Source organism: Burkholderia sp. KL41, from assembly GCF_057005415.2.
Window position 1 is genome coordinate 1,544,804 of record NZ_CM174447.1, and the last position, 26,234, is coordinate 1,571,037.

Annotated in this window: 18 protein-coding genes and 2 pseudogenes; 17 read left to right on the plus strand and 3 right to left on the minus strand. The window is 65.3% G+C overall.

Annotated features, from left to right (window positions below):
* Positions 1 to 116: 116 nt before the first annotated feature.
* The 11 genes and pseudogenes from PQB87_RS24400 (at position 117) to PQB87_RS24450 (ending at position 11,268) form a co-directional block, all read left to right on the plus strand.
* Positions 117 to 1,394, plus strand: coding sequence for an NAD(P)/FAD-dependent oxidoreductase (locus PQB87_RS24400; protein ID WP_027791941.1), 1,278 nt, complete (start codon positions 117 to 119; stop codon positions 1,392 to 1,394).
* A gap of 24 nt (positions 1,395 to 1,418) precedes the next feature.
* A complete protein-coding gene (locus tag PQB87_RS24405) occupies positions 1,419 to 1,850 on the plus strand; it encodes a helix-turn-helix domain-containing protein (protein ID WP_027791940.1) in 432 nt (143 codons plus the stop codon).
* Between the two features lie 118 nt (positions 1,851 to 1,968).
* Positions 1,969 to 2,703: a cupin domain-containing protein gene (locus PQB87_RS24410; protein ID WP_253567438.1), complete on the plus strand. Its 735-nt coding sequence runs from the start codon at positions 1,969 to 1,971 to the stop codon at positions 2,701 to 2,703.
* 2 nt (positions 2,704 to 2,705) lie between these two features.
* The gene (locus PQB87_RS24415) at positions 2,706 to 4,031 is read left to right on the plus strand and encodes an NAD(P)/FAD-dependent oxidoreductase (protein WP_027791938.1); all 1,326 of its coding nucleotides are present in this window, start codon (positions 2,706 to 2,708) and stop codon (positions 4,029 to 4,031) included.
* Positions 4,032 to 4,124: 93 nt separating this feature from the next.
* A complete protein-coding gene (locus PQB87_RS24420; RefSeq protein ID WP_034191862.1) occupies positions 4,125 to 5,402 on the plus strand; it encodes an NAD(P)/FAD-dependent oxidoreductase in 1,278 nt (425 codons plus the stop codon).
* Complete coding sequence (locus tag PQB87_RS24425; RefSeq protein ID WP_027791936.1) at positions 5,399 to 6,856, plus strand: aldehyde dehydrogenase family protein; 1,458 nt, start codon at positions 5,399 to 5,401, stop codon at positions 6,854 to 6,856. The genes PQB87_RS24420 and PQB87_RS24425 overlap by 4 nt, the downstream gene beginning before the upstream one ends.
* Positions 6,857 to 7,103: 247 nt before the next feature.
* On the plus strand, positions 7,104 to 7,415 hold the full coding sequence (locus PQB87_RS24430; RefSeq protein WP_034196183.1) for an ATP-binding cassette domain-containing protein: 312 nt from the start codon (positions 7,104 to 7,106) through the stop codon (positions 7,413 to 7,415).
* Between the two features lie 476 nt (positions 7,416 to 7,891).
* Entirely contained in the window at positions 7,892 to 8,884 is a 993-nt protein-coding gene (locus PQB87_RS24435) for an ornithine cyclodeaminase family protein (protein WP_489244082.1), read from the plus strand.
* A gap of 11 nt (positions 8,885 to 8,895) precedes the next feature.
* Positions 8,896 to 9,867, plus strand: coding sequence for a threonine/serine dehydratase family protein (locus PQB87_RS24440; RefSeq protein WP_027791934.1), 972 nt, complete (start codon positions 8,896 to 8,898; stop codon positions 9,865 to 9,867).
* A gap of 36 nt (positions 9,868 to 9,903) precedes the next feature.
* Positions 9,904 to 10,011 (plus strand): annotated as a pseudogene (locus PQB87_RS24445) (aldehyde dehydrogenase family protein); the annotation flags it as partial.
* A gap of 69 nt (positions 10,012 to 10,080) precedes the next feature.
* Entirely contained in the window at positions 10,081 to 11,268 is a 1,188-nt protein-coding gene (locus tag PQB87_RS24450; RefSeq protein WP_027791933.1) for a M20 aminoacylase family protein, read from the plus strand.
* A 170-nt stretch (positions 11,269 to 11,438) separates the two neighbouring features.
* On the opposite strand, the gene PQB87_RS24455 is transcribed toward PQB87_RS24450, so the two are convergent.
* On the minus strand, positions 11,439 to 12,518 hold the full coding sequence (locus tag PQB87_RS24455) for a tartrate dehydrogenase (RefSeq protein WP_027791932.1): 1,080 nt from the start codon (positions 12,516 to 12,518) through the stop codon (positions 11,439 to 11,441).
* Positions 12,519 to 12,651: 133 nt separating this feature from the next.
* Between PQB87_RS24455 and PQB87_RS24460 the strand changes: the two genes are divergently transcribed.
* From PQB87_RS24460 to PQB87_RS24475, 4 genes are all read left to right on the plus strand, one after another.
* Positions 12,652 to 13,551, plus strand: coding sequence for a LysR substrate-binding domain-containing protein (locus PQB87_RS24460; protein ID WP_027791931.1), 900 nt, complete (start codon positions 12,652 to 12,654; stop codon positions 13,549 to 13,551).
* Between the two features lie 591 nt (positions 13,552 to 14,142).
* A complete protein-coding gene (locus PQB87_RS24465) occupies positions 14,143 to 14,349 on the plus strand; it encodes a type II toxin-antitoxin system VapB family antitoxin (protein WP_234743363.1) in 207 nt (68 codons plus the stop codon).
* The gene (locus PQB87_RS24470; protein ID WP_234743364.1) at positions 14,346 to 14,729 is read left to right on the plus strand and encodes a type II toxin-antitoxin system VapC family toxin; all 384 of its coding nucleotides are present in this window, start codon (positions 14,346 to 14,348) and stop codon (positions 14,727 to 14,729) included. The genes PQB87_RS24465 and PQB87_RS24470 overlap by 4 nt, the downstream gene beginning before the upstream one ends.
* A gap of 43 nt (positions 14,730 to 14,772) precedes the next feature.
* The gene (locus tag PQB87_RS24475) at positions 14,773 to 15,024 is read left to right on the plus strand and encodes a hypothetical protein (protein ID WP_489244085.1); all 252 of its coding nucleotides are present in this window, start codon (positions 14,773 to 14,775) and stop codon (positions 15,022 to 15,024) included.
* On the opposite strand, the pseudogene PQB87_RS24480 reads toward PQB87_RS24475, so the two are convergent.
* Together PQB87_RS24480 and PQB87_RS24485 are read right to left on the minus strand one after the other, a co-directional pair.
* Positions 15,021 to 15,224 (minus strand): annotated as a pseudogene (locus PQB87_RS24480) (transposase domain-containing protein); the annotation flags it as partial. The gene PQB87_RS24475 and the pseudogene PQB87_RS24480 overlap by 4 nt on opposite strands.
* A 617-nt stretch (positions 15,225 to 15,841) precedes the next feature.
* Complete coding sequence (locus tag PQB87_RS24485; protein WP_011548844.1) at positions 15,842 to 16,714, minus strand: slipin family protein; 873 nt, start codon at positions 16,712 to 16,714, stop codon at positions 15,842 to 15,844.
* A gap of 327 nt (positions 16,715 to 17,041) precedes the next feature.
* Here PQB87_RS24485 and PQB87_RS24490 point away from each other — a divergent pair, with 327 nt between their 5' ends.
* Positions 17,042 to 17,494 (plus strand): type II toxin-antitoxin system HicB family antitoxin, encoded by a 453-nt coding sequence (locus PQB87_RS24490; RefSeq protein WP_489244086.1) that lies wholly within the window; start codon positions 17,042 to 17,044, stop codon positions 17,492 to 17,494.
* A gap of 62 nt (positions 17,495 to 17,556) precedes the next feature.
* The gene (locus PQB87_RS24495; protein WP_489244088.1) at positions 17,557 to 26,211 is read left to right on the plus strand and encodes a glycoside hydrolase family 94 protein; all 8,655 of its coding nucleotides are present in this window, start codon (positions 17,557 to 17,559) and stop codon (positions 26,209 to 26,211) included.
* Positions 26,212 to 26,234: the final 23 nt, after the last annotated feature.

The following is a 26,234-nucleotide window of genomic DNA, read 5'->3' on the forward strand; positions in this document are numbered from 1 at the left end:
CAATTTGCACGCGTGCCGCGCGCGAATACGCGGCAACTGCGGTTTTTGACGGTGCTTAAATGATTCTCATTGAACGTTCGCCGATCGACATTGCCGGCATGCACAAGAAGGATCCAATGAAACTGGAATCGTACTGGCTGGATACCCGCCCCGCGTTTCGCGCCGGAAGCGTTGGTCCCGTCGAAGGGCGGGCCGACGTCGTCGTGATCGGCGGCGGTTTCACCGGCTTGTCGGCGGCGCTCGCGCTCGCGCAGCGCGGCGTGTCGGTGGTCGTGCTCGAAGCCGCGCATGTGGCCGGCGAGGCGTCCGGCCGCAACGGCGGCCAGTGCAATACGGGCGTCGCGCAGGACTACGCGTCGCTGGCCGCGCGCATTGGCGCCACGCAGGCGAAGCAGTTTTATCTCGCGTACGAAAGCGCGGTGAAGAGCGTCGAGACGATCGTGACCGAACAGGCGATCGATTGCGATTTCCGGCGCGCGGGCAAGCTGAAGCTCGCCGCGAAGCCGCAGCACTTCGCCGGGCTCGAAAAGACCTTCGATGCGTTGCGCCGCGACGTCGATCCGGATATCGAGCTGATCGAGCCGTCGCGGATCCGCGATGAAATCGCATCCGACGGTTTCTACGGCGGGCTCCTGCAGCGCAACGGCGCGCAGATGCACATGGGCAAGTTCGGCGTCGGCCTCGCGCAAGCGGCCGTGCGTGCCGGCGCACGCGTGTACGAGCAGGCAGCCGTCACGCAGCTCGACCGGCTCGACGGCGAGCGTCACTCGATCACCAGCACCCGCGGCACGATCGTCGCCGATCGCGTGCTGGTCGCGACCGGCGCATCGCAGCACGGCCCGTTCGCGTGGTTCCGGCGGCGCATCGCGCCGGTCGGCAGCTTCATCGTCGTCACCGAGCCGCTGGCCGACGCGCAACTGAACCGGCTGTTCCCGCATCGCCGCGCGTACGTGACGTCGCGCCAGATCGGCAACTACTTCCGCGTGACGCCCGACAATCGGCTGCTGTTCGGCGGCCGCGCGCGTTTCGCGATGTCGAGCCCGCGCTCGGATACGAAAAGCGGCGACGTCCTGCGCGCCGGCATGGCCGGCTACTTTCCGGAACTGGCCGACGTGCGGCTCGACTACTGCTGGGGCGGCCTCGTCGACATCACCGCCGACCGGCTGCCGCGCGCGGGCCAGCACGACGGGCTCTATTACTCGATGGGCTACAGCGGCCACGGCGTGCAGATGTCGGTGCACATGGGCCGCGTGATGGCCGACGTGCTGTATGGCGCAGCCGCGTCGAACCCGTGGCGCGAGCTCGAATGGCCGGCGATACCGGGCCATTTCGGGCACGCGTGGTTCCTGCCGCTCGTCGGCGCGTATTACCGGATGCAGGATTTCCTGCACTGAAGCGAGCGCCCGGGAGGATACGACATGACAGTGCAACTCGTTGGCTCGTCTCGTGTCGCGCGGCCCGTCTCGCCGGCGATCGGCGACGTGCTGCGCGCGATCGATGCATCGTTCGCGCAGCCGCTGAACCTCGACACGCTCGCGGCGGTGGCCGGATTGAGCGTGTCGCGTTTCACCGCGCGCTTTCGCAGCGAAACCGGCTTGTCGCCGCACCGGTATCTGTGCCTGGTGCGGGTACGCCGTGCGCAGGACCTGTTGCGCGCCGGTCTCGCGCCGTCGGTCGTCGCGACCGACGTCGGTTTCTTCGATCAGAGCCATCTGTGCCGGCATTTCCGGCGGGTGCTCGGGATCACGCCGCGCGATTACGTGGTCGCGCGGGCAGGCGGTGCGACGGCGCGCACGTCTTCGACGCGCAGGCATGCCGAGCGCCGCGAAGCGTCGTGTCACGCGGCGTAGGCGCACACACGCACGGTTCGCATGCCGGGGAGGTCCGGCAGCAGAGCCGGCGAACGACGATTTCCGATATCGCGCGGCGGCGTTCAACCGCACCGCCGCGCGCCGCACAGGAGCAGATATGACCGCAGTTTTCGTGTTGCACCGCGCCGATGGCGCGCCTTCGTCAACCGTATTTCGCCAGCAGGCGTTCGGCGCGAACGATCCTTTCGCGCAAGCCCGGGAGATCGCGTGGGAAGGTCCCGACGCGATGGCCGCCGGACGTGTCGCGTTCACCGGCGAACTCGACGTGGCGAGCTTTCCGCACATCGAAACCATCGCGATCATCGAGGGCGAGCTGACGCTCGAAGCGGCCGGCGCCGCGCCGCTGGTGCTGGGCCCGGGAGACGGGGCCGTGATCGGCGGCGGCACGGCGCTGCGCGTGACCGCGGCATCGCGCGTGCTGTTCACGTTCTGCGCCGCCGCGTGCGCGGCACCGACCCGGTGCGGCGTGTTCGCGCTGCGAGCCGATGCCGACTTCAAGCCGTCGGCCACGCTGCCGGCGGAGGTGCTGCTCGGCCCGGCGCCGCAGTGCCGCAGCGACAACGTGTTCGTCGACGACGGCGCCGCGTACTGCGCGGGCACATGGGATTCGACGCCCTATCACCGGATCGTCCGGCCGCATCGCGTGAACGAATTCATGTTCCTGCTGGACGGCGACGTACGGTTCGCCGCGCCGGACGGCAGCGTGCTGTCGCTCGGCGCCGGCGATGCGCTGTTCGTGCCGCAGGGCACGCCGATCGGGTGGGAAAGCAGCGAACGCGTGGCGAAGTTCTACGTCGTGCAGAACGTCAACGCATCCACCGAGCGAGCCTGAGCATGACTCCTCCGCTACGCCATATCGAAACCCCGGCCACGCTGCCGGCTTCGGCCGATGTCGTCGTGATCGGCGGCGGCATCATCGGCGTCTTCACCGCCTACTATCTGGCCCGGCGCGGCGTATCGGTCGCGCTCGTCGAGAAGGGGCGCATCGGCGCAGAGCAGTCGAGCCGCAACTGGGGCTGGTGCCGGCAGCAGAACCGCGATGCGCGCGAGTTGCCGATGGCAAGCAAGAGCATCGACCTGTGGGAACGATTCGCGATCGAATCGGGCGAGGACACGGGTTTTCATCGCTGCGGCCTGTTGTACCTGAGCAATGACGAGGCCGAGCTGGCCCGTTGGGCCAGCTGGGGCGAGTTCGCGAAGACGGCGGGCGTGGCGACGTACATGCTCGACGGCAAGCAGGCCACCGAGCGCGGGCACGCGACCGGGCGGCCGTGGAAAGGCGGCGTGTTTTCGCCGACCGATGGCACGGCCGACCCGGAAAAGGCCGCGCCGGCCGTCGCCGCCGCGCTGATGAAGCTCGGCGGCAGTGTCCACCAGTACTGCGCGGCGCGCGGCATCGAACGCGAGGGCGGACGCGTGAGCGCCGTCGTCACGGAGTCCGGCGTGATCAAGACCAAGACCGTCGTGCTCGCGGGCGGTGCCTGGGCGTCGTCGTTCTGCCGCCAGCTCGGCATCCGTTTTCCGCAGGCGTCGATCCGTCAGTCGATCCTGAGCGTGTCGCCGGTCGAGCATCCGCTGCCGGATGCGATGTACACGTCCGGCGTGTCCGTGACGCGCCGCAGCGACGGACGCTACGCGCTGGCGATCAGCGGCCGCGCTCGGGTGGACCTGACGCCGCAGTTCCTGCGATTCGCGCCGCAATTCGTGCCGATGTTCGCGAAGCGCTGGCGCAATCTGCTGCCGGGCGGGCTCGAAGGGCTGCGCGGCGGCCATGAAACGCTGAAGCGCTGGCGCCTCGATGCGCCGACGCCGATGGAGGCGGTCCGCATCCTGGATCCGAAGCCGGACATGTCGACGGTCCACGAAACCTATCGCCGCGCCGTCGAACTGATGCCCGAACTTCGCGACGCGAAGATCACGCACGCGTGGGCCGGGTTCGTCGACAGCACGCCGGACGGCGTGCCGGGCATCGGCGAAGTGCCGGGCGTGCCGGGGCTGATCCTCGCGGCGGGCTTTTCCGGCCACGGCTTCGGGATCGGGCCGGGCGCCGGGCACCTGATCGCGGATCTTGCGACGGGCGCGCCGCCGCTGGTCGATCCGGTGCCGTACCAGCCGGCCCGGTTCAGCGATTCCGCATGGGGCAAGGTCGCCGATTTCTGATGCAAGGCCGCGACGCTCGCACGCGAGCGGCCGGACCGGCGCGGCGAACCTTCGCCGGCCTGACCGTCCGGCGCGGCCACCTGGGAGTGACGGATGCGTTTCGGTTCCTACTGGCTCGATACGTCGGAGCCATTTGCGAGCAACTCGCCGGCGTTGCGCGACGGCAGTTGCGACGTGCTGGTGGTGGGCGGCGGGATCACCGGCTCGGCGGCCGCACTGGCGCTGGCCAGGAAAGGGGCGCGCGTGATCGTCTGCGAGGCGGGCACCGTCGGGCAGGCGGCATCGGGACGCAACGGCGGCATGTGCAACAACGGCTTCGCGCAGGATTACGCGGCGCTGTCGCAGCGCATCGGCACGGAACTGGCCAATCGGCTCTATCGCGCGTTCGACGCAGGCGTCGACACGGTCGAGCGGCTGGTCAGGGAGGAGTCGATCGATTGCGATTTCGTGCGCCGCGGCAAGCTCAAGCTCGCGGCGAAACCTGAGCATTACGACAAGCTCGCGCGAAGTCAGGCACTGCTCGCGGCGAGCGTGGACCCCGACACGCGCATGGTGACGAAAGCCGAGCTGCGTGACGAGATCGGCTCGGACCGTTATCACGGCGGGCTGCTGTTCGGCAAGAGTGCCGGGATGCACGTCGGCCGTTACGTGCGCGGCCTGGCACGCGCCGCGCAAGCGCGCGGCGCGCACGTCCTCGAGCATGCGCCGGTGCTCGGGCTGAAGCGGCAAGCGGGCGGCGCTTACGCGGCGCGTACGCCGCTCGGCGAGATCCGTGCGCGCCAGGTGCTGCTCGCGAGCGGCATTTCGCAGGTCGGCCCGTTCGGCTGGATTCGCCGCAGGATCGTGCCGGTCGGTGCGTTCATCATCGTCACCGAGCCGTTGCCGGACGACCTGCTCGACCGGCTGTTGCCGACGCGCCGGATGGTCACCGACACGAAGAACTTCGTCAATTTCTTTCGCGTCACGCCCGACAACCGGATGCTGTTCGGCGGCCGCGCGCGGTTCGCCGCGTCGAACCCGCGTTCGGACGAAAAGAGCGGGGCGATCCTGCGGCGGCAGCTGGCCGCCGTGTTTCCCGAACTGGCCGGCGTACGCATCGACTACTGTTGGGGCGGGATGGTCGACATGACCGCCAACCGACTACCGCGCGCGGGCGAGCGCGACGGCGTGTACTACGCGATGGGCTATAGCGGCCACGGCACGCACATGGCCACGCTGATGGGCACGCTGATGGCGGAGATCATGGACGGGCGCGCGGATCTCAACCCCTGGAAAGACTTCGACTGGCCGGCCATTCCCGGGCACTTCGGCAAACCCTGGTTCCTGCCGTTCGTCGGTGCCTGGTATCGACTCAAGGACACGCTGCAATGAATTCACCTGTTGTTCACCTGATGCAAAACGGAAGGCTCGATCGCCTCTTCATCGACGGCGACTGGGTCGTGCCCGACGGCGGCGACCGGTTCGTGGTCGTTAGCCCGTCCACTGAAGACGGACTGTGCGAGATCCCGCTCGGCAACGCGCGCGACGCCGACCGGGCCGTCAGCGCCGCGCGCAGGGCCTTCGAACCGTGGGCGGCCACGTCGCCGCAGGCGCGCGCCGCGCTGCTCGATCGCGTGCATGCGTTGATGCTGGAGCGCGCGGAGCTGTTCGCCGCGGCGCTGGCCACGGAAATGGGCGCGCCGATCAGCTATGCGCGCGCCGCGCACGTGCCGCTCGCGGCCGAGCATATCCGCGTCGCGCGCGACAATCTCGCGCGTTATCCGTTCGTCTCGCGGCGCGGAACGACCGCGATCGTGCGCGAGCCGATCGGCGTGTGCGCGCTGATCACGCCGTGGAACTGGCCGATCTACCAGATCACGGCGAAGGTCGGCCCGGCGCTCGCGGCCGGCTGTACGGTCGTGCTGAAACCCAGCGAGCTGTCGCCGCTCAGCGCGCTGCTGTTCGCGGAAGTGATCGCCGATGCGGGCGTGCCCGCGGGCGTATTCAACCTGGTGAGCGGCGACGGCGCGGTGGTGGGCGCCGCGCTGTCTTCGCACCCGGAAGTCGACATGGTGTCGATCACCGGCTCGACGCGTGCCGGCGTGCTGGTGGCGCAGGCGGCGGCGCCGACCGTCAAGCGCGTCGCGCAGGAGCTGGGCGGCAAGTCGCCGAACATCGTCTTGCCGGATGCGGACCTGCAGCGGGCCATTGCGCCCGGCGTGGCCGCCGCGTTCCGGAACATGGGTCAGTCGTGCAGCGCGCCGACCCGCATGATCGTGCCGCGCAACCTGCTCGGCACGGTCGAGGCGCTGGCTCTCGCGGCCGCGCAGAAACTGGTGGTCGGCGATCCGTTCGACGAGGCCACGACGCACGGGCCGCTGGCCAATCGCGCGCAGTTCGGGCGGGTCGCGCAGATGATCGACGTGGGCATCAACGAACGCGCGAAGCTGATCGCGGGCGGCCCCGGCCGGCCCGCGGGGCTCGACAAGGGCTTCTATGCGCGGCCGACGATTTTCTCCGACGTGCGCACCGACATGGCGATCGCGCAGCAGGAGATCTTCGGCCCGGTGCTCGCGATCCTGCCTTACGACACCGAGGAAGAAGCGGTCGCCATCGCGAACGACACGGTCTATGGGCTCGGCGCACACGTGCAGGGCACCGACATGGAGCGCGTACGCGCGGCGGCCGCCCGCATCCGCTCGGGCCAGGTGCATCTGAACTACCCCGCATGGGACCCTCAGGCGCCGTTCGGCGGATACAAGCAGTCGGGCAACGGTCGCGAATACGGGATCGAAGGGATGGAGGAGTATATGGAGGTCAAGTCGGTCCTGGGCTACTACGATTGACGAGGCCATGCGTGAGATGCGGCAGCCGAGATTTGAACTGGTTTGGAACGTGGCAAACAAGGTGGGTACACCGCGGGCGCCGGAAGGGCTGACTCGACAAACGCGCAGTGAGACCAACTCACGTCTTCGGTTCCACTCGGCTGCGGAACAGCACCGTTTGGAATAGTACGCTCAATGAAACAGTAGTGCGTCGTGAGCGTTCCGCCCTCAACGGCGAATCTGCAGACAAGGTGAAGTGAGGTTGCAAATGATCGAAATGACCGACCTGCACAAAAGCTTCGGCGACGTGCCGGTGCTTAGGGGTATCACGTTGAAGGTAAACGAGTGCGAGGCAGTGTGCTTGAGTCCGGCGTCGGGCTCCGGCAAGTCGACGCTGCTTCGGTGCATCAATGCGTTCGAGGCCTACGATTCGGGCGAGATTAAACTTCTGCATCAGGTTGTTGAGCAGCGCTCGCGCCATATTAATCGGCTTCCCTACAAGGTCGGTATGGAGTTCCAGCGCTTCAACCTGTTCCCATATCGCATAGCGGGAGGAAACGTGATGGAGGGGCCGGCGTAAGTCAAGCGTGAGCCAGTTGAGCCTGTAGGAGTTCGGTGGAGAAAGTCGCGTGGGCTTCTCTTTGATGAGAGGCTGCCGGAACTGCTGGATTTTGGCGCGCGACGGAGAACGGTGCGCGCTAGTACGAGCGCAGTGAGCTGATCTATACGGGAAACACAAGAACCCTGACTGAGTCAATCGACATTCGCCGCTTCGTAAGCTGAGCCGCCGGTACACCGGACACTGAGATCGGACGGTCGATCACGACATCGCCCATTGCGCGGCTCTGTAGCGCGATGACAAAGGAAACTGGACTTTTCGTCTGGAATATCGCCAGAACCATGACTACCGTGCGGTTGGACCATCGACCGAGATGCTTGGAAATTGACGACCGGCTCAAGGCCGAAATTACATCCCTTCGATTGCGATGGGACGCTGATCAACATTGGAGCCTGGTTCACCGCCAGCAATGCTCAAAAAATAGATAGGTGATGCAAATGAAAACATTGTTGCTCAAAAAAAAGGAAGTAAGCCAACTGATATCCATGAAGGAAGTCATCGGTACGGTGGAGGAAGCATACAAAGCCTTCAACAGTGACCAGGTGGTGCAGCCCGACTATATTGGGATAGATCTCCATCCGCCACGTGGGGATATCGATTTCAAGCTTGGTTACTACAAGGGCAACGAAATCATCTCCATGAAAGCGTCTTCCGGCGGCTTCCCCAATAACCCGACAGAGTACGGCGTGCCAAGCGGCATGGGGACGATTCTCCTGTTTGATGCCATGACCTGTGCGCTGATCTGCGTGATGGATGGCAGTTTGATCACAGGCCTCAGAACCGGGGCATGCGGAGCCGTGTCGGTCAAAGCACTGGCAAGGAAGAACGCGAAAAAGATCACATCGATCGGAACCGGGAATCAGGCCCGGATGCAGATCCGTGCAATCAAGGAGGTCATGCAGATCGAAGAGATCCATGCATGGGACCACACTGCGGAGTCTGCGGCAAAGTTCAAAGTGGATATCGAACGTGAGTTTGAGATTCCCGTTGTGAGCGCGAATTCCAAGAAAGAAGCAGTTGAGCAGGCGGATATCCTGATTACGACGACACGTGGGAAAGGATCCCTGGTGGAAGCCGACTGGGTAAAGCCCGGGACACACATCGTTGCGATCGGAACCGATGCAAATGGGAAGCAGGAGTTCGATCCGGAAATCTTCAGGAAAGCCAAAGTGGTCGTCGACTCGATCATGCAGTGCAGCGAAACAGGAGAAATCCAGCATCCGTTGAACAAGAACATCATTACCAAAGACAGCATCCATGCAGAGATCGGCGAGGTCTTGCTGGGCAAAAAGCCTGGTAGAGAGAGTGATGAGGAAATCACGATCTTCGACTCCACCGGGATGGCCATCCAGGACAACACGACGTCGACGAAAATCTACCGGAACGCCATTGAAAGCAAGGTCGGAACATTCTTCGAGTTTTTTGAATAAGGACTTTTCAAATGCGCAACTACCCTACCATCCAGGACATTCGCGAAGCCCAGGAACGGCTGAAGCCCCACATCAAGCATACGCCGTTATTGCGCGCGGAAAAAATCGAGGACGCCGTTGGTTGCCAGCTCTATCTCAAACCTGAAACCCTGCAAATCACGGGCGCCTTCAAGATTCGAGGCGCTCTGAACAAGGCACTGTCACTCACGAGAGATGAAATCGCCAACGGCCTCATTGCGACTTCTTCGGGCAATCATGCCCAGGGGATCGCCTATGCCGCCAGGATGCTGGGGGTCAAGGCGATCCTGGTCGTTCCGGTGACTACACCCAAAATCAAGATCGAGAACACCAAAGCCATGGGAGCGGAAGTGGTTCTTTTCGATGGCGACACGGCCGCCCGATGGAAAAAGGTGTGCGAGATCGCCGAAGAGAACAAGTACGCGGCGATCCACGGCTTCGAGGACCCGCTGGTCATGGCCGGCCAGGGAACCATCGGGTGCGAAATCCTGGCGGATCTGGAGGATGTCGACACCATCATCGTTCCCCTGGGCGGCGGCGGCCTGATTTCAGGCATCGCTACCGCCATCAAGGAAACGAAGCCGTCGGTGCGTGTTATCGGCGCAGAGCCCGCCTTGACCCCGAAGTATTATTACAGCCGGATCAATAAGGAACGCACATCGCTTCCATTGAAAAATACCATTGCGGATGGGGTGCGAATCAGTGTTCCGGGCCAAAACCCGTATCCCATTATCGAAAAGTATGTGGATGAGATTGTTCTCGTTGAAGACGAACATATCATCGCGGGCATGCGTGCACTCGCCAGGGATGCGAAATTGATCGCTGAACCAGCCGCCTCGATTGGTATTGGTGCTTTGCTGGCTGGTTCCATCAAAGTCAAGCCGGATGAAAAAGTGTGCGCGGTTTTGAGTGGCGGAAACTGGGATTTGTCCGACCTTGCCGACGTATACAAACTGGCTGAGTAAGCTTGTCCGGAAAGGATGTTAAAAGTTCCCCTCCAAGAGGCGCCGTTCGGCGGCTACAAGCAGTCGGGTAACGGTCGCGAGTACGGGGTCGAAGGGATGGAGGAGTACATGGAAATCAAGTCGATCGTCGGCTTTTACGACTGACGCAGCCGCGGGGTGCGAACGCGGCGGCTGCACGGACTGGAAGCCGCATACTTTTCGAAGGTGCCGAAATTGGAAAAACCAGTCATTCCCGACACGTCGCTGCAAGCGCATCACGCGCACTGGGCAAGGCTGCGGCGCGATCTGCATGCGCATCCCGAGCTGCGATTCGAAGAACACCGGACCGCCGACGTCGTCGCCCGCGAGCTTGACGCGCTCGGCTATGCGGTATCGCGTGGGCTGGGCGGCACGGGTGTCGTCGCGAGCCTGCCCGGTGCGGACCCGGCGCGCGGCATCGTGCTGCGGGCGGATCTGGATGCGTTGCCGATCCAGGAAGCCAACGACTTCGCGCACGCATCGGGCACGCACGGGATCATGCACGCATGCGGGCATGACGGCCATACCGTCATGTTGCTCGGCGCCGCGCGCATCCTGAAGGAACTGCCGCCATTGCCGGGTGCCGTTCATTTCGTGTTTCAACCGGGCGAAGAGGGCGGCGCGGGCGCGCGCAAGATGATCGACGACGGGTTGTTCGAGCAATACCCGACCGAAGCGGTGTTCGGCATGCACAACTGGCCCGGCTTGCCTGCCGGGCATTTCGGATTGCGTACCGGCCCGATCATGGCCGCGGGCTCGCGCTTCAGGATCAAGGTGACCGGCAAGGGCGCGCACGCGGCGCAGCCGCATCTGGGTGTCGATCCCGTGCCGCTCGCGTGTTCGATGGTGCTGCAGTTTCAGACCATCGCCGCGCGGCACAAGGATCCCGTGGACCCCGCAGTCATTTCCGTCTGCATGATCCATGCGGGCACGACGGACAACGTCATTCCGGACAGCGTCGAGCTGCGCGGGACGATCCGCACCCTGTCGTCCGCGTTGCAGCAGAAACTGCAGACAGACGTGCAACTTACGTGCGAGGGGCTAGCGCGCGCGTATGGCGCGCAGGTCGACGTCGAGTTTTTTCAGTACTACCCAGCGACGGTCAACACGCCGGCCGAGACGGCGTTGTGCGAAGCGGTGATTCGCGATACGTTCGGTGATGAACGCCTGTACCGCGACGTGCCGCCGAACATGACGTCGGAGGATTTCGGCTTCATGCTGGAGGAGCGGCCCGGCGCTTACGTGCTGATCGGTAACGCTACGCCGGGCGCGGCCGCACCGTCCCTGCATCACCCGAAATACGATTTCAACGACGAAATCATCCCGGCCGGTGTCAGGTATTGGGTCGCCCTGGCGCAGCATTACTTCGGGCAATCGTCGTGAACGCGTGCCTGTAGCCGGTTACCAGCGCTCGCAGGTGCGATGTATGCGCCACGAGCATCGGGGCGCGGGCGTCGTCTCGTCGAACAGCCGATTCGATCGCCTTGCGCGCTTCGTCGTGCCCCGTTAACGCTTGCCTGATGAAACCGGAACACGCGTCGGCAGTTCGCGAATCATGCGAGACGATCCGCAATGGCGGCGCCCATTTCCGCCGTGGTCGCGGTGCCGCCCAGGTCGCCGGTGCGCGGACCGTCCTCGAGCACGGCTTCGATGGCGGAAAGGATCGCGTCATGTGCTTCCCGCTCCTCGCCCTGGCCGTTGCCCAGAAAGTCGAGCATCATCGCCGCGGACCAGATCATTGCGATGGGATTGGCTATGCCCTTGCCTGCGATGTCGGGCGCGGAGCCGTGCACGGGTTCGAACAGCGACGGAAGCGTGCGGTCGGGGTTCAGGTTCGCCGACGGCGCGATGCCGATCGTGCCCGTACAGGCCGGCCCGAGATCCGACAGGATGTCGCCGAACAGGTTGGACGCGACCACGACGTCGAAGCGGTCCGGCTGCAGCACGAAGCGCGCACACAGGATGTCGATGTGCTGCTTGTCGACGGCGATGTCGGGATAGCGTTCGGCCATCTCGACCGTGCACGCGTCCCACCACGGCATGCTGATCGCGATGCCGTTGCTCTTCGTCGCGACGGTGAGACGCTTCGCGCGGCCCTGCGCGAGTTCGAATGCGAATTTCAGTACGCGCTCGGTGCCGTGACGCGTAAAGATCGACTGCTGCATCACGATCTCGCGATCGGTGCCTTCGAACATCGTGCCGCCGACCGACGAATACTCGCCCTCGGTGTTCTCGCGCACGATCATGAAGTCGATGTCGCCTGCGCGGCGGCCGGCGAGCGGCGACGGCACGCCGTCGAACAGGCGTGCGGGCCGCAGGTTGATGTACTGGTCGAACTCTCGGCGGAATTTCAGCAGCGAGCCCCACAGCGAAATGTGATCGGGCACCGTCGCGGGCCAGCCGACCGCGCCGAACAGGATCGCGTCCATGCCCGACAGTTGCGCCTTCCAGTCGTCCGGCATCATCTTGCCGTGCTGCGCGTAGTAGTCGCAGCTCCCCCACGCGACATGCTGATAGTCGAGGCCGATGCCATATCGCTTTTTGACGACGTCGAGCACGCGAATCGCCTCGGGCATCACTTCCTTGCCAATGCCGTCGCCAGGAATCGTTGCGATGCGATAGGTGCGGGCCATTTACGTGTCCTCGTCGGGAAAGTGTCGCGTTGGTTCGGAAAGGACCGTTCGTGACGGTCCTGCATAGCCACCAGTCTATTCCCGCTTGACCGTCATGGAATCCTGAATACGGTTAAGCCACTATGCACGAACTGTGAATAAATTCCCGAACCTCGATGATCTGCGCGTGTTCTGCACTGTTGCACGCAAGGCCAGCTTCAGCGCAGCGGCCGACACACTTTCGGTATCGGCGGCCTATGTGAGCAAGCGCGTAAATGTGCTCGAAGCCGACCTGGATACACGCCTCTTCCATCGCTCGACGCGCCGCGTCGCGATCACGGAAGCGGGCGAGCGCGTCTATGCATGGGCGGAAAAGATTCTCGACGACGTCGATCGTCTCGTCGAGGACGTGTCGACCACCCGGCGTGTGCCGCGTGGCACGTTGCGCGTATCGAGCAGCTTCGGTTTCGGTCGGCACGTGGTGGCGCCCGCGCTTGCACGGCTGACGGAGCGCCATCCGCAGTTGAGCGCGCGGCTCGACCTGTTCGATCGCATCGTTGATGTGGCGGGCGAGGGTTTCGATCTCGACATCCGCATCGGCGATGAAATCGCGCCGCATCTGATCGCAAAGCGTCTTGCGTCGAACCACCGTGTGTTGTGTGCAGCGCCCGCCTACCTGAAGGCGTACGGCATTCCGCGTCAGCTTGCGGACCTGGGCATGCATCAATGCCTTGCGATCAAGGAACGCGATCACCCGTTCGGCATCTGGCGTCTGACGGAGCGCGGCGAGACCGTGACCTTGAAAGTAACCGGGCCGCTATCGACCAATCACGGCGAAGTGGCGGTGCAATGGGCCGTGGCGGGGCGCGGCATCGTGCTGCGTTCGATTTGGGACGTGCGCGCACTGCTCGACAGCGGCGCACTCGTGCAGGTGCTGCCCGGCGTCGTGCAGCACGCGAACGTGTGGGCGGTGTATCCGGCACGGCTGGCTTCGTCGGCGAAGGTGCGGGTTTGCGTCGACTTTCTGGCGGACGAATTCGACCGCATGGCCTAGCCTGGCGCATTATCAGTAATGGTTCTGCGAGACGAGCGCGCCGGAGCGATAGAACACGTCGAACAGGCGAACGGAGCCGATCTATGCAGACCTCGGGTGGGCGCGACCATGGTGAAATTCATGGCTAGGCATCTTGCAGGCTGCAATCCTTTATTTGACATAATTAACATTACCACATATATGGGGTCGGAGTCATAATTAATGCTCCAGACCTTGCGCGCATTTCGGTTTCCGGCTGCACCGAAATAATATGCCTCCAGTCACAACAACCTTTCGCGGCCGGGATTTGTGCAGTAGCGCGCTGCACAATTACCGTGGTGACACGACAAGACTGACGACAGCCCGTACCTGCCTTGGTATGCGGATTCGAGCACGGATGGCCGCGCAGCGTGTTGACCATAACACCCGCCCAGACGTGCGCCAGCAACGTCGTGACGAATTTTCGCCAGCCGCGACCGTCTTCGTATTCGGCTCTGGCCCACGAAAGTGTCACGGCCCCAGTTCAGGCCGGCGGGCGATCCGTTTATCAGCGACTGAGCTGCTATTGAATTGATGCTATAATTGATGCGAAAATGCATCGAAGGAGGCATCATGCGTACCACCGTCACCGTCGACGACACTCTCTATGCGCGCGCACTCGAACTCGCCGAACCGGGCATGCCGCCGGCCGACCTGTTCCGGGCGGCACTTGAAACCTTCGTGCGTGTTCAGGCCGGTCAACGCTTAGCCGCCCTGGGCGGTCGCGCGCCCGACATGGCAGATGTCCCGCGCCGCGCCGCTGAGGCAACCGCCCGATGAGTGTCTTGGTCGACACGTCCGTGTGGGTCGAGCATTTCCGGCGGCCACTCCCGGCGCTTATCCAACTTCTGCGCGTCGATAGCATCCTTACACATCCGCTGGTGATACTTGAGCTCACGTGCGGGACACCACCCGAACCGCGGGCACGAACGCTGGGAGATCTCGCGTTATTGCGCCAAACGCGCCTCGCGACGCCAGGCGAAGTAGCGGACTGGATCGAGCGGGAACGGCTGTATGGGCGCGGATGCGGTGCCGTGGATTGCACGCTGCTTGCATCGGTGCTGTTGACCCCGAGCACCCGGCTCTGGACGCGTGATCGGCGGCTCGCGCAACTGGCAGAGCGATTCGGGGCCCAATACGTACCGCCTGACCTGCATTGAGCGTAAGCGTGGCACCGACACCGTATTGCTTTAGCATGGCGGCTTGGAACTAGCCAGCGAGAACGCAAACGCTTTTCTGGTTCCTGCATCCGGTAGCGATCCCGATGCCGCTGCCAAGCGTTGGTTACAGAAGCACTGGCAGGTCATTTTCGAACGCATGCTCGAGGACTGGTATGTCGACGAGCGTCTATGGCCGCAAGGTCGTACGCTCAAGCTATTCAAGGAGTGGTGCGAGATCCGCATGCACTCGATTGTCCTGGATTGCGCCGAAGCGCCGATCTCGTACGAGGACTAAGCCAGATCCTGTGCCAGATGCCAGGGCAGCAGGTCATCAATCCGGTTGATCGGATGATCCGCAATGCGCGCCAGCACATGGCGCAGATATGCTTCCGGATCGACGTCATTGAGCTTGGCGGTGACAATCAGGCTGTAGATAGCGGCAGCGCGCTCGCCACCTGAGTCTGCCCCCGCGAACAAGTAGTTGCGCCGTCCGATAGGGGGTAACCTTGATCTCCGTGCAATTTTCCGGTTAGAGCGATCTGGACTGCATGCGGGGTTGCGCCCCGCCGCCTCTAAGTATTTGTTTAAAATCAAATGGTTGCTGTCTGTTTTTCAAGCCGGCGGGCTACAGACATACCATCCAACCAACGAGTAACAAGAAATGAAGGCACGGAAAAGGGCGTGTGGGTCGCCCGCAAGGTGATGCACCGTCATCGCAACGCTTGTCGGCTCGGTTGCCGACGCGAACGAGGCGAATTTCGTAGCAACAGTCGCCTGGCGCGTCGACGGCATCGTCTCGGTGACGAACCAGTTGCAATTCGACGATCAGCCTTTGTGAGGTGAACGCGGCCACTATCTTCTTGCAACGATATGTTCATGGCGGTCATCAATCGATGCTATGTGAGGATCCACGGCCGACCTCGAATGAGAGGGGGACTCGCCCCCGCCGCGACCAACCCCGCGTTGTAATGTGATGAAGCAATTTCCGCCTCCTGCCCACGGTGGAGTATTCGCAACAGTCTCATCATCAAATCGTGTGGGGTACCCCCCGTTCTAGCAATGTCCGGGCGATCTGCGCAAGGCGTCGCGGGGGAGCGAATACGAGCTAGCGATCACGCTGCTGTCTTGAGCGCAGGCACCGGCGCGGCGCCCGCCGCGTCATACCCGGCAATCGCAAGCGCGAGCACGGGATTCAGGCTGTCAACCATCGCACTGGGGATCAGGATCGTCGCGCCGCGTTCCTTCGTCGTTTCGTAGATGATGTTCATCGCTCGCAACTGAAGCGCACCTGGATGATTTTCGTAGACCTGCGCCGCTTCGACGAACTTGGTCGCGATCTCGGCCTCCGCCGAGCCGAGGATCACCCGTGCCTGCTTTTCGCGCTCGGCTTGCGCCTGGCGCGACATCGAATCCTGCAGCGCGACTGGGATCGCAACATCGCGGGTCTCGACCGAGCGGACGGTCACGCCCCAATCCACGGTCTTTCTGCCGATCTCGTCGCGCAGGTGCATGTCGGCCGCCTTGCGATCCGACAACAAGGCAGCCAGCATCGATGCCCCGATCATTTCCCGCAGCGAGGTTTGCGCAACGCGGTCGATTGCCTGCCGGTAGTCGGTGATGGCGAGCGCGGCTTTCTGCGCGTCATGGACGTGCCAGAAAATCACGGCGTCGACGTTGACGGGCACGGTGTCCTTGGTCAGCGCTTGTTCGGCGTTGAAGGCGGTGGTTTGAATGCGTTCGTCGATGATCGCGACAACATTGTCCAGGATTGGAATGATCATGAAAAAACCGGCACCCTTGACGCTTTGCAGCTTGCCAATCCGCAGGATCACGAACTTCTCCCAGACGTTGGCGACCCGCACGGACAGTGCGATCAGGACCGCGACGATGAAAAGGGGGGCCGCAAGATACAGGTGGCCCCACGCGCCGATGGCGAATGCCGCGAGGACGAACGCGGCAGATAACACGAGTGTGATGGGATTCATGGTGACGCTCCGTTTCGGTGACGACAACCTGGCGCATGAGCGATGAGGCGCACTGCATCTCGGGTCGTCTTGGGCGTTCTGGCAACAGGGGCAGAAGCCCTGATGCGAGCGTGCGCCCTATCGCCATGCCGATCGGTACGGTGCCGTACCTCGATCGCGCGCGCTGCGCTTGCGTGACCGGATAGCGAAATATCGGGCGATCCGGTGTGTGAACGACGTGCAGCGCACCACGAAACGCTTCCCGGAGACTGTTCTTCAGCGTACCGACTCGACGAGCCTGCGCGATGCACGATGACGTTCGTCACGTTCTTCAGCCGGGAGCGGTTCATGAAATATCCGATCTACATCACGCAGCATGGGCAGCCCCGCTATCGCGGCGCGCTTCCGGATTTCCCCGAGGTCGGCGTGGAGGGCGACTCGTATGGCGAGCTGCACGCGGCCGCCGAACAACGGGTCATGGCCCGCTACGACCGCTCCGCGCGTCTCGTTCCGCCACCGACCACGGACATGTCGGTATTGCAGGCGTCGGAAGTTGATGCCGGGGACGGGATCTGGCGGTTCATCGATCTGGACCTGAGCCGGATGACGTCGAGTTCGGTGCGCATCGAGCTGTGCTTGCCAAAGCGCATCGTGCACGACATCGATCGGACGGCGAACGTGCTGCATACGACTCGCGATGCCTTCGTGTCGCTGGCGTGCGAGAACGCAGCCGTCCGATCCGCGCAGCACGGACCGTTGCGGTGCGAACCCATCGCGAAATCGCTGTCGGAAGCGGCCTGACGGCCCGGGTGTGCCGGGCATGAAGCCGCTGCGGATGGTGCGGCGATGGGGGAGGAGGCGCCTTGAAGATTCACGTTGCGCGAGTGTCGCGACGCCGGACATCGCCATGGAGCAATGCCCGGCCGATTCGCGAGGAGTTCTTCGGCGAGGAGCGACTGGCGCAGCATGCGGGCAGCCTGGCTCGCGCGCAGAAGGTGTTGCCTGGTGTGATCTCGGGCCCGTCGCTCGCCACACGGCTGAGAGACAATGCGGATCATCTGCTGAAGGCCTATCAGAACACGGCGGCCGCAGACGCACGCGGCGAAGAGATCATGCCTGCCGCGGAGTGGCTGCTCGACAACTACTACCTTGTCGCAGAACAGGTGCGACAGATCCGGGACGATCTCTCCCCGCGTTATTACCGCCAACTGCCCAAGCTCGGCAACGGCCCGTTCGCCGGTTATCCGCGCGTGCTCGAGATCAACTGGGCCTTCGTCGCCCATACCGACAGCCGTTTCGATCCCGACGCGCTATGCCGTTTCATGCTTGCCTATCAGGCCGTGGAACCGCTGACGATCGGTGAACTATGGGCGGTGGCGATCACGCTGCGGATCGTGCTGATCGAAAATCTGCGGCGGCTCGCGGATCAGATCATCGACGACCGGCGCGCGCGGCTCGACGCCGACGCGCTCGCGGATCGCCTGCTCGGCGAACGCGGGCAGGCGCGGGCGGAGACGGAGCCGCTCGTCGCGCGTTATGAGCAGATGGTATCGCACGATGCGTTCGCGGTGCAGTTGATCCAGCGGCTGCACGATCCCGATCCGGCCGTCGCGCCGGCACTGGCGTGGCTGCATCGGCACCTGGCAGCGCGCGGCGCGACGCCGGACCAGATCGTCGCCTCCGTCAACCACGAGCAGGGCGCCGCCAGCCTAACCGTGCGCAACGTGATCACCAGCATGCGGCTGATTTCGGAGGTGGACTGGACCGAGTTGTTCGAGCGCATCAGTCTGGTCGATCAGGTGCTGCGCAGCCACCCGGGTTTCGCGGAGATGGATTTCCCAACGCGCAATCTGTATCGCGACGCGGTTGAAGCGCTTGCCCGCGGCGCGCCCGTCAGCGAGCTCGAGATTGCCCGTCGCGTCGTCTCCGATGCCGCGGCCCAGGGGCCAAGCCAAGCGCCGGCCGCCGGCGTGATACCTGGCCGCGAGGCGGACCCCGGTTACTACCTGCTGGCGGACGGCCGCGCCGCATTCGAAGCGGAGATCGGCTATCGGCCGCCCGTTGCGTTGTGGTTGCGGCGCCTCACCCGCCACGCCGGTCTCGGCGGGTATCTCGGCCGAATCGGGCTGATTACCGCGCTGCTGCAGATGGGTATGCTGGCATGGCTCGCTCGCATCGAGCCGCCCGGTCAGTGGCTGATCTGGCTCGGCATCGCCGGCCTGCTACCGGCGCTGGATGCCGCGGTCGCGCTCGTCAATCGCGGCGTGATGCGCGATGTCGGTGCGAAGATCCTGCCCGGCCTCGCATTGCTCGACGGCATTCCGCCGGACCTGCGCACGATGGTCGCCGTGCCGGTGCTGCTGACAACGGAAGCTGTGCTCGGCGAGCAGATCGAGCAACTGGAAATTCATCATCTGGCGAGCCCCAACGGCGCGCTTTACTTCGCTTTGCTCTCCGACTGGATGGACGCGTCCACGCCGCACGCCGACAGCGACGACGGGTTGCTGGCATCCGCGACGGAGGGCATCGACCGGTTGAATCGCCTTTATCCGGCTGCGCCGGGCGAAGGCGAGCGCTTCCTGCTGCTGCACCGCAAGCGCGTATGGAACGACGGTGAACGGTGCTGGATGGGCTGGGAGCGCAAGCGCGGCAAGCTGCACGAGCTGAACCGATTGCTGCGCGGCGCATCGGACACGACGTTCATCGCGGCGGCCGGCCGGACGCCGCACGTGCCGCCGGACGTGCGCTACGTGATCACGCTCGATGCTGATACGCGGTTGCTGCGCGATACCGTGCGCCGCCTGGTCGGCAAGATGACGCACCCGCTCAACCGGCCGGTATTCGATTCGGCGAGCCGGCGCATCGTCGGCGGCTACGGCGTCCTTCAGCCGCGCGTCACGTCCTCGCTCGCGAGCGGCGACGAGGGTTCGCTGTTCCAGCGCGTGTCGTCGAGCGCGCACGGCATCGATCCTTACGTGTCAGCCGTATCGGATGTCTATCAGGATCTGTTCGACGAAGGCTCCTATGCGGGCAAGGGCATCTACGACGTCGATGCGTTCGAGGCGGTGCTCGCCGGTCGCGTGCCGGAGAACGCGGTGCTCAGTCACGATCTGTTCGAAGGTATTTTCGCGCGGGCCGGACTGGCGTCGGATATCGAGGTTGTCGAAGCGTCGCCGTCCCGCTACGACGTCGCCGCGAGCCGCCTGCACCGATGGGCGCGCGGCGACTGGCAGCTCCTGCCCTGGTTGCTGTTCGGCCACGAACCGTTGACGGCGGTCGGCCGCTGGAAGATGCTGGACAACCTGCGCCGCACACTCACGGCGCCCGCCATGCTGGTCGCGCTACTGGCCGGATGGATGCTGCCGCTCCCCGTATCGCTCGCCTGGAGCGCCTTCGTGCTGGTGACGATCGCGCTGCCGTTCCTGTTGCCTGTATTGAGCGGGCTGGTGCCGCGCTGGCGGCGCACGCACGTGAAGATGACCACGCGCAGCGTGCTCCATGCATGGTCGATGGAGTTGCGGTTCGCGTTGACGCGGTTCGGCCTGTCGATCGTCATGTTGCCGCAGCAGGCGTGGTCGATGGGCGACGCGATCGCGCGTACGCTGTTTCGTGTGGCGATCAGCCGTCGCCATCTGCTCGAATGGACCACGGCGGCCGCAGCGGGTGCGCGCGACCGGCGGACCCTCGCGCCCACCTATCTGCAAATGCGCGGCGGCGTGACGCTCGCGCTGCTTGTCGCGGCTGCCAGTCTGATGGCGGGCTGGCGCTTCGATCGTCATACGGGCTGGCTGGCCGTGCCGTTCGTACTCGTCTGGCTTGCCGCGCCGGCGATCGCGTATTGGCTGAGCCGCGCACCACGGTCGGCGGGCGAGTTGCCGGTGGCCCCGCACGATGCGCGTCAACTGCGGCGCGACGCGCGCCGGACCTGGCGTTATTTCGAGACGTTCGTGACGGCGGACGATCAGATGCTGCCGCTGGACAATTTCCAGGAGGACCCGAAGCCCGTCGTCGCGCACCGGACTTCGCCCACCAACATCGGGCTATACCTGCTGTCTGCCGTCAGCGCCCGCGAGTTTGGCTGGCTCGGTACGCTGGACGCGGTGTCGCGGCTGGAGGCGACCGTCGCGACGATGCGACTGATGTCACGCTATCGCGGCCACTTTTATAACTGGTACGACACGCGCGACCTGCGGCCCCTCGAGCCGAAGTACGTGTCGTCGGTCGACAGCGGCAATCTTGCCGGCCACCTGATCGCCCTCGGCAACGGTTGCCGGGCCTGGGCGAATCAGCCCGCCGGTGTGGGGTGGCAGGCCGCGTACGAAGGGATCGGTGACACGCTCGCGCTGTTGCGCAAGGCCGTGTGCCGCGATGGCGATGCCCGGACGACCTTGCACGGCGAATTCGAGCAGGCCGCGACCGAGCTGGATGAGACGCTCGCCGCGCCGGCCCGGGAAGTCGGCGCCCCGGACGGCCCCGCAGCGCCGGAATGGTCCGAGATCACGATCCTCACCGCGACGGTCGCCGATGTCGCGCGCGCGCTGACGGACGAGGTCGGCGGGGTGCGGGGCGGCGACGTCGACGACGTCGACGACGTGCTGTTTTGGGCGCAGGCGCTGGAGCACGCGGTGCAAGGGCATTGCCGCGACGCGACGCGCACGCCGGACGAAGCGGACGTGCTGAACAAGCGCCTGCATACGCTGGCCGATACCGCGTTGCAGATAGCCTATGCGATGGAGTTCGGCTTTCTGCTCGACCCGGTGCGCAATCTGCTGTCGATTGGTTACGCGGTGGGCGACGGGCGGCTCGATCCGGGCAACTACGATCTGCTGGCATCGGAGGCGCGCCTCGCGAGTTTCGTCGCGATCGCGAAGGGTGATGTCCCGGCGCGGCACTGGTTCCGGCTCGGCCGCCTGGCGACGCCGATCGGGCACGGCGCGGCGCTGATCTCGTGGTCGGGATCGATGTTCGAATACCTGATGCCGTCGCTCGTGATGCGCGCGCCGGACAGCAGCCTGCTCGCGCGCACCAATCAGCTGGTGGTGCGTCGCCAGATCGCCTACGGCGACGGGCTGCGCCTGCCGTGGGGCATGTCCGAATCGGCGTACAACACACGCGACATCGAGCTAACCTATCAGTATTCGAGCTTCGGCGTGCCGGAGTTGGGGCTCAAGCGCGATCTCGACCAGAACCTGGTGGTCGCGCCCTATGCGACCGCGCTCGCGGCGATGGTCGCGCCGAACGCCGCCGCGCGCAACTTTGAGCGGTTGCGTGCAGCCGGCGCGTGCGGGCGCTTCGGCTTCTACGAAGCGCTCGACTACACGCCCGCGCGCGTGCCGGAAGGCATGCCAGTTGCCATCGTGCGGGCATTCATGGCGCATCACCAGGGCATGTCGATCGTGTCGATCGCCAATGCACTGCTGGGCGGGCGCATTCGCGCCTTCTTCCATGGCGAGCCGGCCGTGCGCGCCACCGAGTTGCTGTTGCAGGAACGGGTGCCGGGCCGGGTCGCGGCAGGGCGGCCGCGGGTCGACGCCAGACCCGCCGGCAGGATGCATGGCGTCGACGCCGGCGTTGCACGGCGCCTGCTGTCGGCGGACGATCCCGCGCCCGTCACGCATCTGCTGTCCAACGGCCGCTACGCCGTGATGCTCACGGCCGCGGGCTCCGGCTACAGCCGCCGCGACGATCTGGCCGTCACGCGCTGGCGGGAAGACGCGACGCGCGACGATTGGGGTAGCTATCTGTATCTGCGCGACGCCGAGAGCGGCGAGGTCTGGTCGGCCACGTGGCAGCCCACCGGCGTGGTGCCGGACAGCTACGAAGTGACGTTCACCGAAGATCGCGCCGAGTTCGTGCGTCGCGACGGCACCTTGACGACGTCGCTTGAGGTGGTGGTATCCGCCGAGGACGATGCGGAAGTGCGGCGGGTGTCGGTGGCCAATACCGGCTCCCGGCCACGCGTGATCGAATTCACGTCCTACGCGGAAATCGTGCTCGCTCCGCCCGCCGCCGATCACGCCCATCCCGCATTCTCGAAACTGTTCATCGAAACCGAGTACGTGCCGGCGTCTGGCGCGATTCTGGCGACGCGGCGCAAGCGCGCGCCGAACGAGGCGGAAGTTTGGGCCGCGCATCTGGCCGTGACCTCCGGCGAAACCGTCGGCGCGGAAGAATTCGACACCGATCGATTGCGCGTCATCGGACGCGGGCGCAGCGTTCGCCTGCCGCTTGCGCTGACCGAACAGCGTGCGCTGGGCGCTTGCGAAGGCGCGGTACTGGACGCGGCGTTCACGCTGCGGCAGCGGCTGCGCATCGAGCCGGGCGCGAAGGCGAGCATCGTCTATTGGACCATCGTCGCGGATTCGCGCGCGCAGCTGCTCGACCTGATCGACAAGCATCGCGACGGCGAATCGTTCGCGCGGGCGGCGATGCTCGCGTGGACCCAGGCGCAGGTGCAGCTGCGGCATAGCGCGGTGAGCCTCGACGAGGCCGCGTTGTTCCAGCAACTGGCCGGATACATGCTCTACAGCGATGCGTCGATGCGGCCGGGGTCCGCCGCGCTGATACGACATGCGGCGGCGGTGTCCGTGGCGGGCGGCGTGGGCGCGGCGCCGCTATGGACCCATGGCGTATCGGGCGATCTGCCGATCCTGCTGGTGCGGATCGACGACATCGAGCACATCGCGATGGTGCGGCAGCTGATCCGCGCGCACGAGTACTGGCGGATGAAGCGGCTCGAGGTCGATCTGGTCATCATCAACGAGCGCGCGGCGTCGTACGTGCAGGATTTGCAGGCGGCGCTCGAGGGGCTGGTGCGGACCCGGCAGCAGCCGGACGAAGCCGGGCGCGGCAGTATTTTCGTGCTGCGCGAGGATCTGATGGCGGCCGCGGCGCGCGCGCTGTTTCCGGCGGTCGCGCGCGCCGTGCTCGCCGCGCGCAACGGCCGGCTGGTGGACCAGTTGCGGCGCCTCGCGGGTTCACCGCTGCCCACGCGACCGGATCCCGCGCGCGCGCCGCTGCCGCCGCCCACGATTGCGCCGCCGAAGGGCGCGCAGGCCGGCGCCGGTCTCGAGTACTTCAACGGAATCGGCGGTTTCGCGCGTGGCGGCCGCGAATACGTCGTGATCCTGCAGCCCGGTCAATGCACGCCGATGCCGTGGGTCAACGTCGTCGCGAATCCCTCGTGCGGCTTCCTGACGTCGGCGGAGGGGGGCGGCTATACCTGGGTGACGAACAGCCGCGAGCATCCGCTGACGCCGTGGTCGAACGACCCGGTCACCGATCCGCCGAGCGAAGTGTTCTACATCCGCGACGACGAGACCGGCGTGCGCTGGGGGCCGCAAGCGGCCTCGATCGGCGACGACGCGCCGGGCGCGACCGCTTTCGTGGCGAGTCATGGCCAGGGCTACAGCCGGTTTGCGCATTCCGCCGCCGACGTCGCCGTCGAGTTGCTGCAGTTCGTGCCCCTGGCCGATCCTGTCAAGATTTCCCGCCTGACCTTGCGCAACCTGTCCGACCGGACTCGCCGGCTGTCCGTCGCAACCTATGCGGAGTGGGCGCTGGGTGCGTCGCGCAGCGTCGCGGCGCCGCACACCGCGAGCGAGATCGATCAGCCGACCGGAGCGCTGTTTGCCCGCAACGACTGGAGTCAGGTGTATCGCGGCAGGGTGGCGTTCGCCGATTTATGCGGCCTGCAAACCTCGTGGAGCGCGGACCGGCGCGAGTTCATCGGCCGCAATGGCGTCCTGAGCGATCCCGCCGGTTTTCCGGGCAGGGCCGGCGCGTCGCCGTTGTCGGGCCGCGTCGGCGCCGGGCTCGACCCGTGTGCCGCGTTGCAGACCACGGTCGATCTCGAACCCGGCGGCAGCATCGAAATCGTCTTGCTGCTCGGCGAGGGCGCCGACGCGGCAGCGGCGCGACAGTTGATCGCGCATTACCGTCAGGCGGATCTCGACGCGATATTCGCCGCCGTGACGGCGTTCTGGGACGAGACGCTCGGCGCGATCCAGGTCGAGACACCGGACCGCGCGATGGATCTGATGCTGAACCGCTGGCTGCTGTACCAGACGCTGTCTTGCCGGATCTGGGCGCGTGCGGGCTTCTATCAGGCGAGCGGCGCGTACGGCTTTCGCGACCAGTTGCAGGACGGCATGGCGCTCGCCATCGCCCGCCCGGCCCTGGCGCGCGAGCATCTGCTGCGGGCGGCGGCGCGCCAGTTTCCGGAAGGCGACATGCAGCACTGGTGGCTGCCGGAAAGCGGCAGCGGCGTACGCACACGGATCTCCGACGACCGCGTCTGGCTCGCGCATGCGGTTGCGCACTACGTCGACGTCAGCGGCGACCGCGCGATTCTCGATGTATCGATCCCGTTCATCGACGGACGACCGCTGGCCGCCGACGAGCAGGACGCGTTCTTCATCCCGCGCATCTCGGAAACGAGCGCGTCGCTGTTCGAGCATTGCGTGCGCGGGCTGGAGTCCTGTCTGGCGCATTTCGGCGAGCATGATCTGCCTCTGATCGGCACGGGCGACTGGAACGACGGCATGAACCGGGTCGGCGAGGCCGGACGAGGCGAAAGTGTCTGGCTCGGGTGGTTCCTGCATGCGACGCTCACGGCGTTCGCCCCGCTCGCCGCGGCGCGCGGCTCGGCCGACCTGGCGGCGCGCTGGTCGACGCGTGCCGCCGCGTTGCGCGATGCGCTTGCCGATGCGGGATGGGACGGCGCATGGTATCGGCGCGGCTACTTCGACGACGGTACGCCGCTCGGCTCGGCCGGCAACGCCGAATGCTCGATCGACGCGATCGCGCAGTCGTGGAGCGTGCTGTCGCGCGCGGCGGACCCGATGCGCGCCGCTCAGGCAATGGACGCGCTGGAAGCGCAGTTGATCCGCCGCGACGATGGCCTGGCCCTGCTGTTCGCTCCACCGTTCGATCGTTCGTCGGTCGATCCCGGTTATATCAAGGGCTATCCGCCGGGCATCCGGGAGAACGGCGGCCAGTACACGCATGCGGCCACGTGGTCGGTGCTCGCGTTCGCGCAAATGGGCGACGGCGATCGCGCCGCGAATCTGTTCGCGCTGCTCAATCCGGTCAATCGCAGCCGCACGCGCAGCGGGGCGAATCGTTATCGGGTCGAGCCGTACGTGGTCGCGGCCGACGTCTATTCCGTCGCGCCGCATATCGGCCGGGGCGGATGGACCTGGTACACCGGCTCGGCGGGCTGGCTGTATCGTGCGGGCGTCGAAGGGCTGCTCGGCCTGCGCAGGCATGGCGACATGCTGTTGATTCAGCCGTGCATCCCGCGATCCTGGCCGGGTTTCAGGGCCACGCTGCGTCACGGGGCGTCGCACTACGACATCGTCGTCGAAAATCCGGGCGGCGCCAGCGGCGGCGTCGCCCGCCTCGTGGTCGATGGCGTGCGGCTCGCCGCCGGCGAAGCGGCGGTGCGGCTCGTGGACGACGGTCGCCGCCACAGCGTGGTCGTGACGCTGGGGGCGGCGCAAGCGGTGTTTCAGTGACGCGGCAGATCGGCATCCGCGCC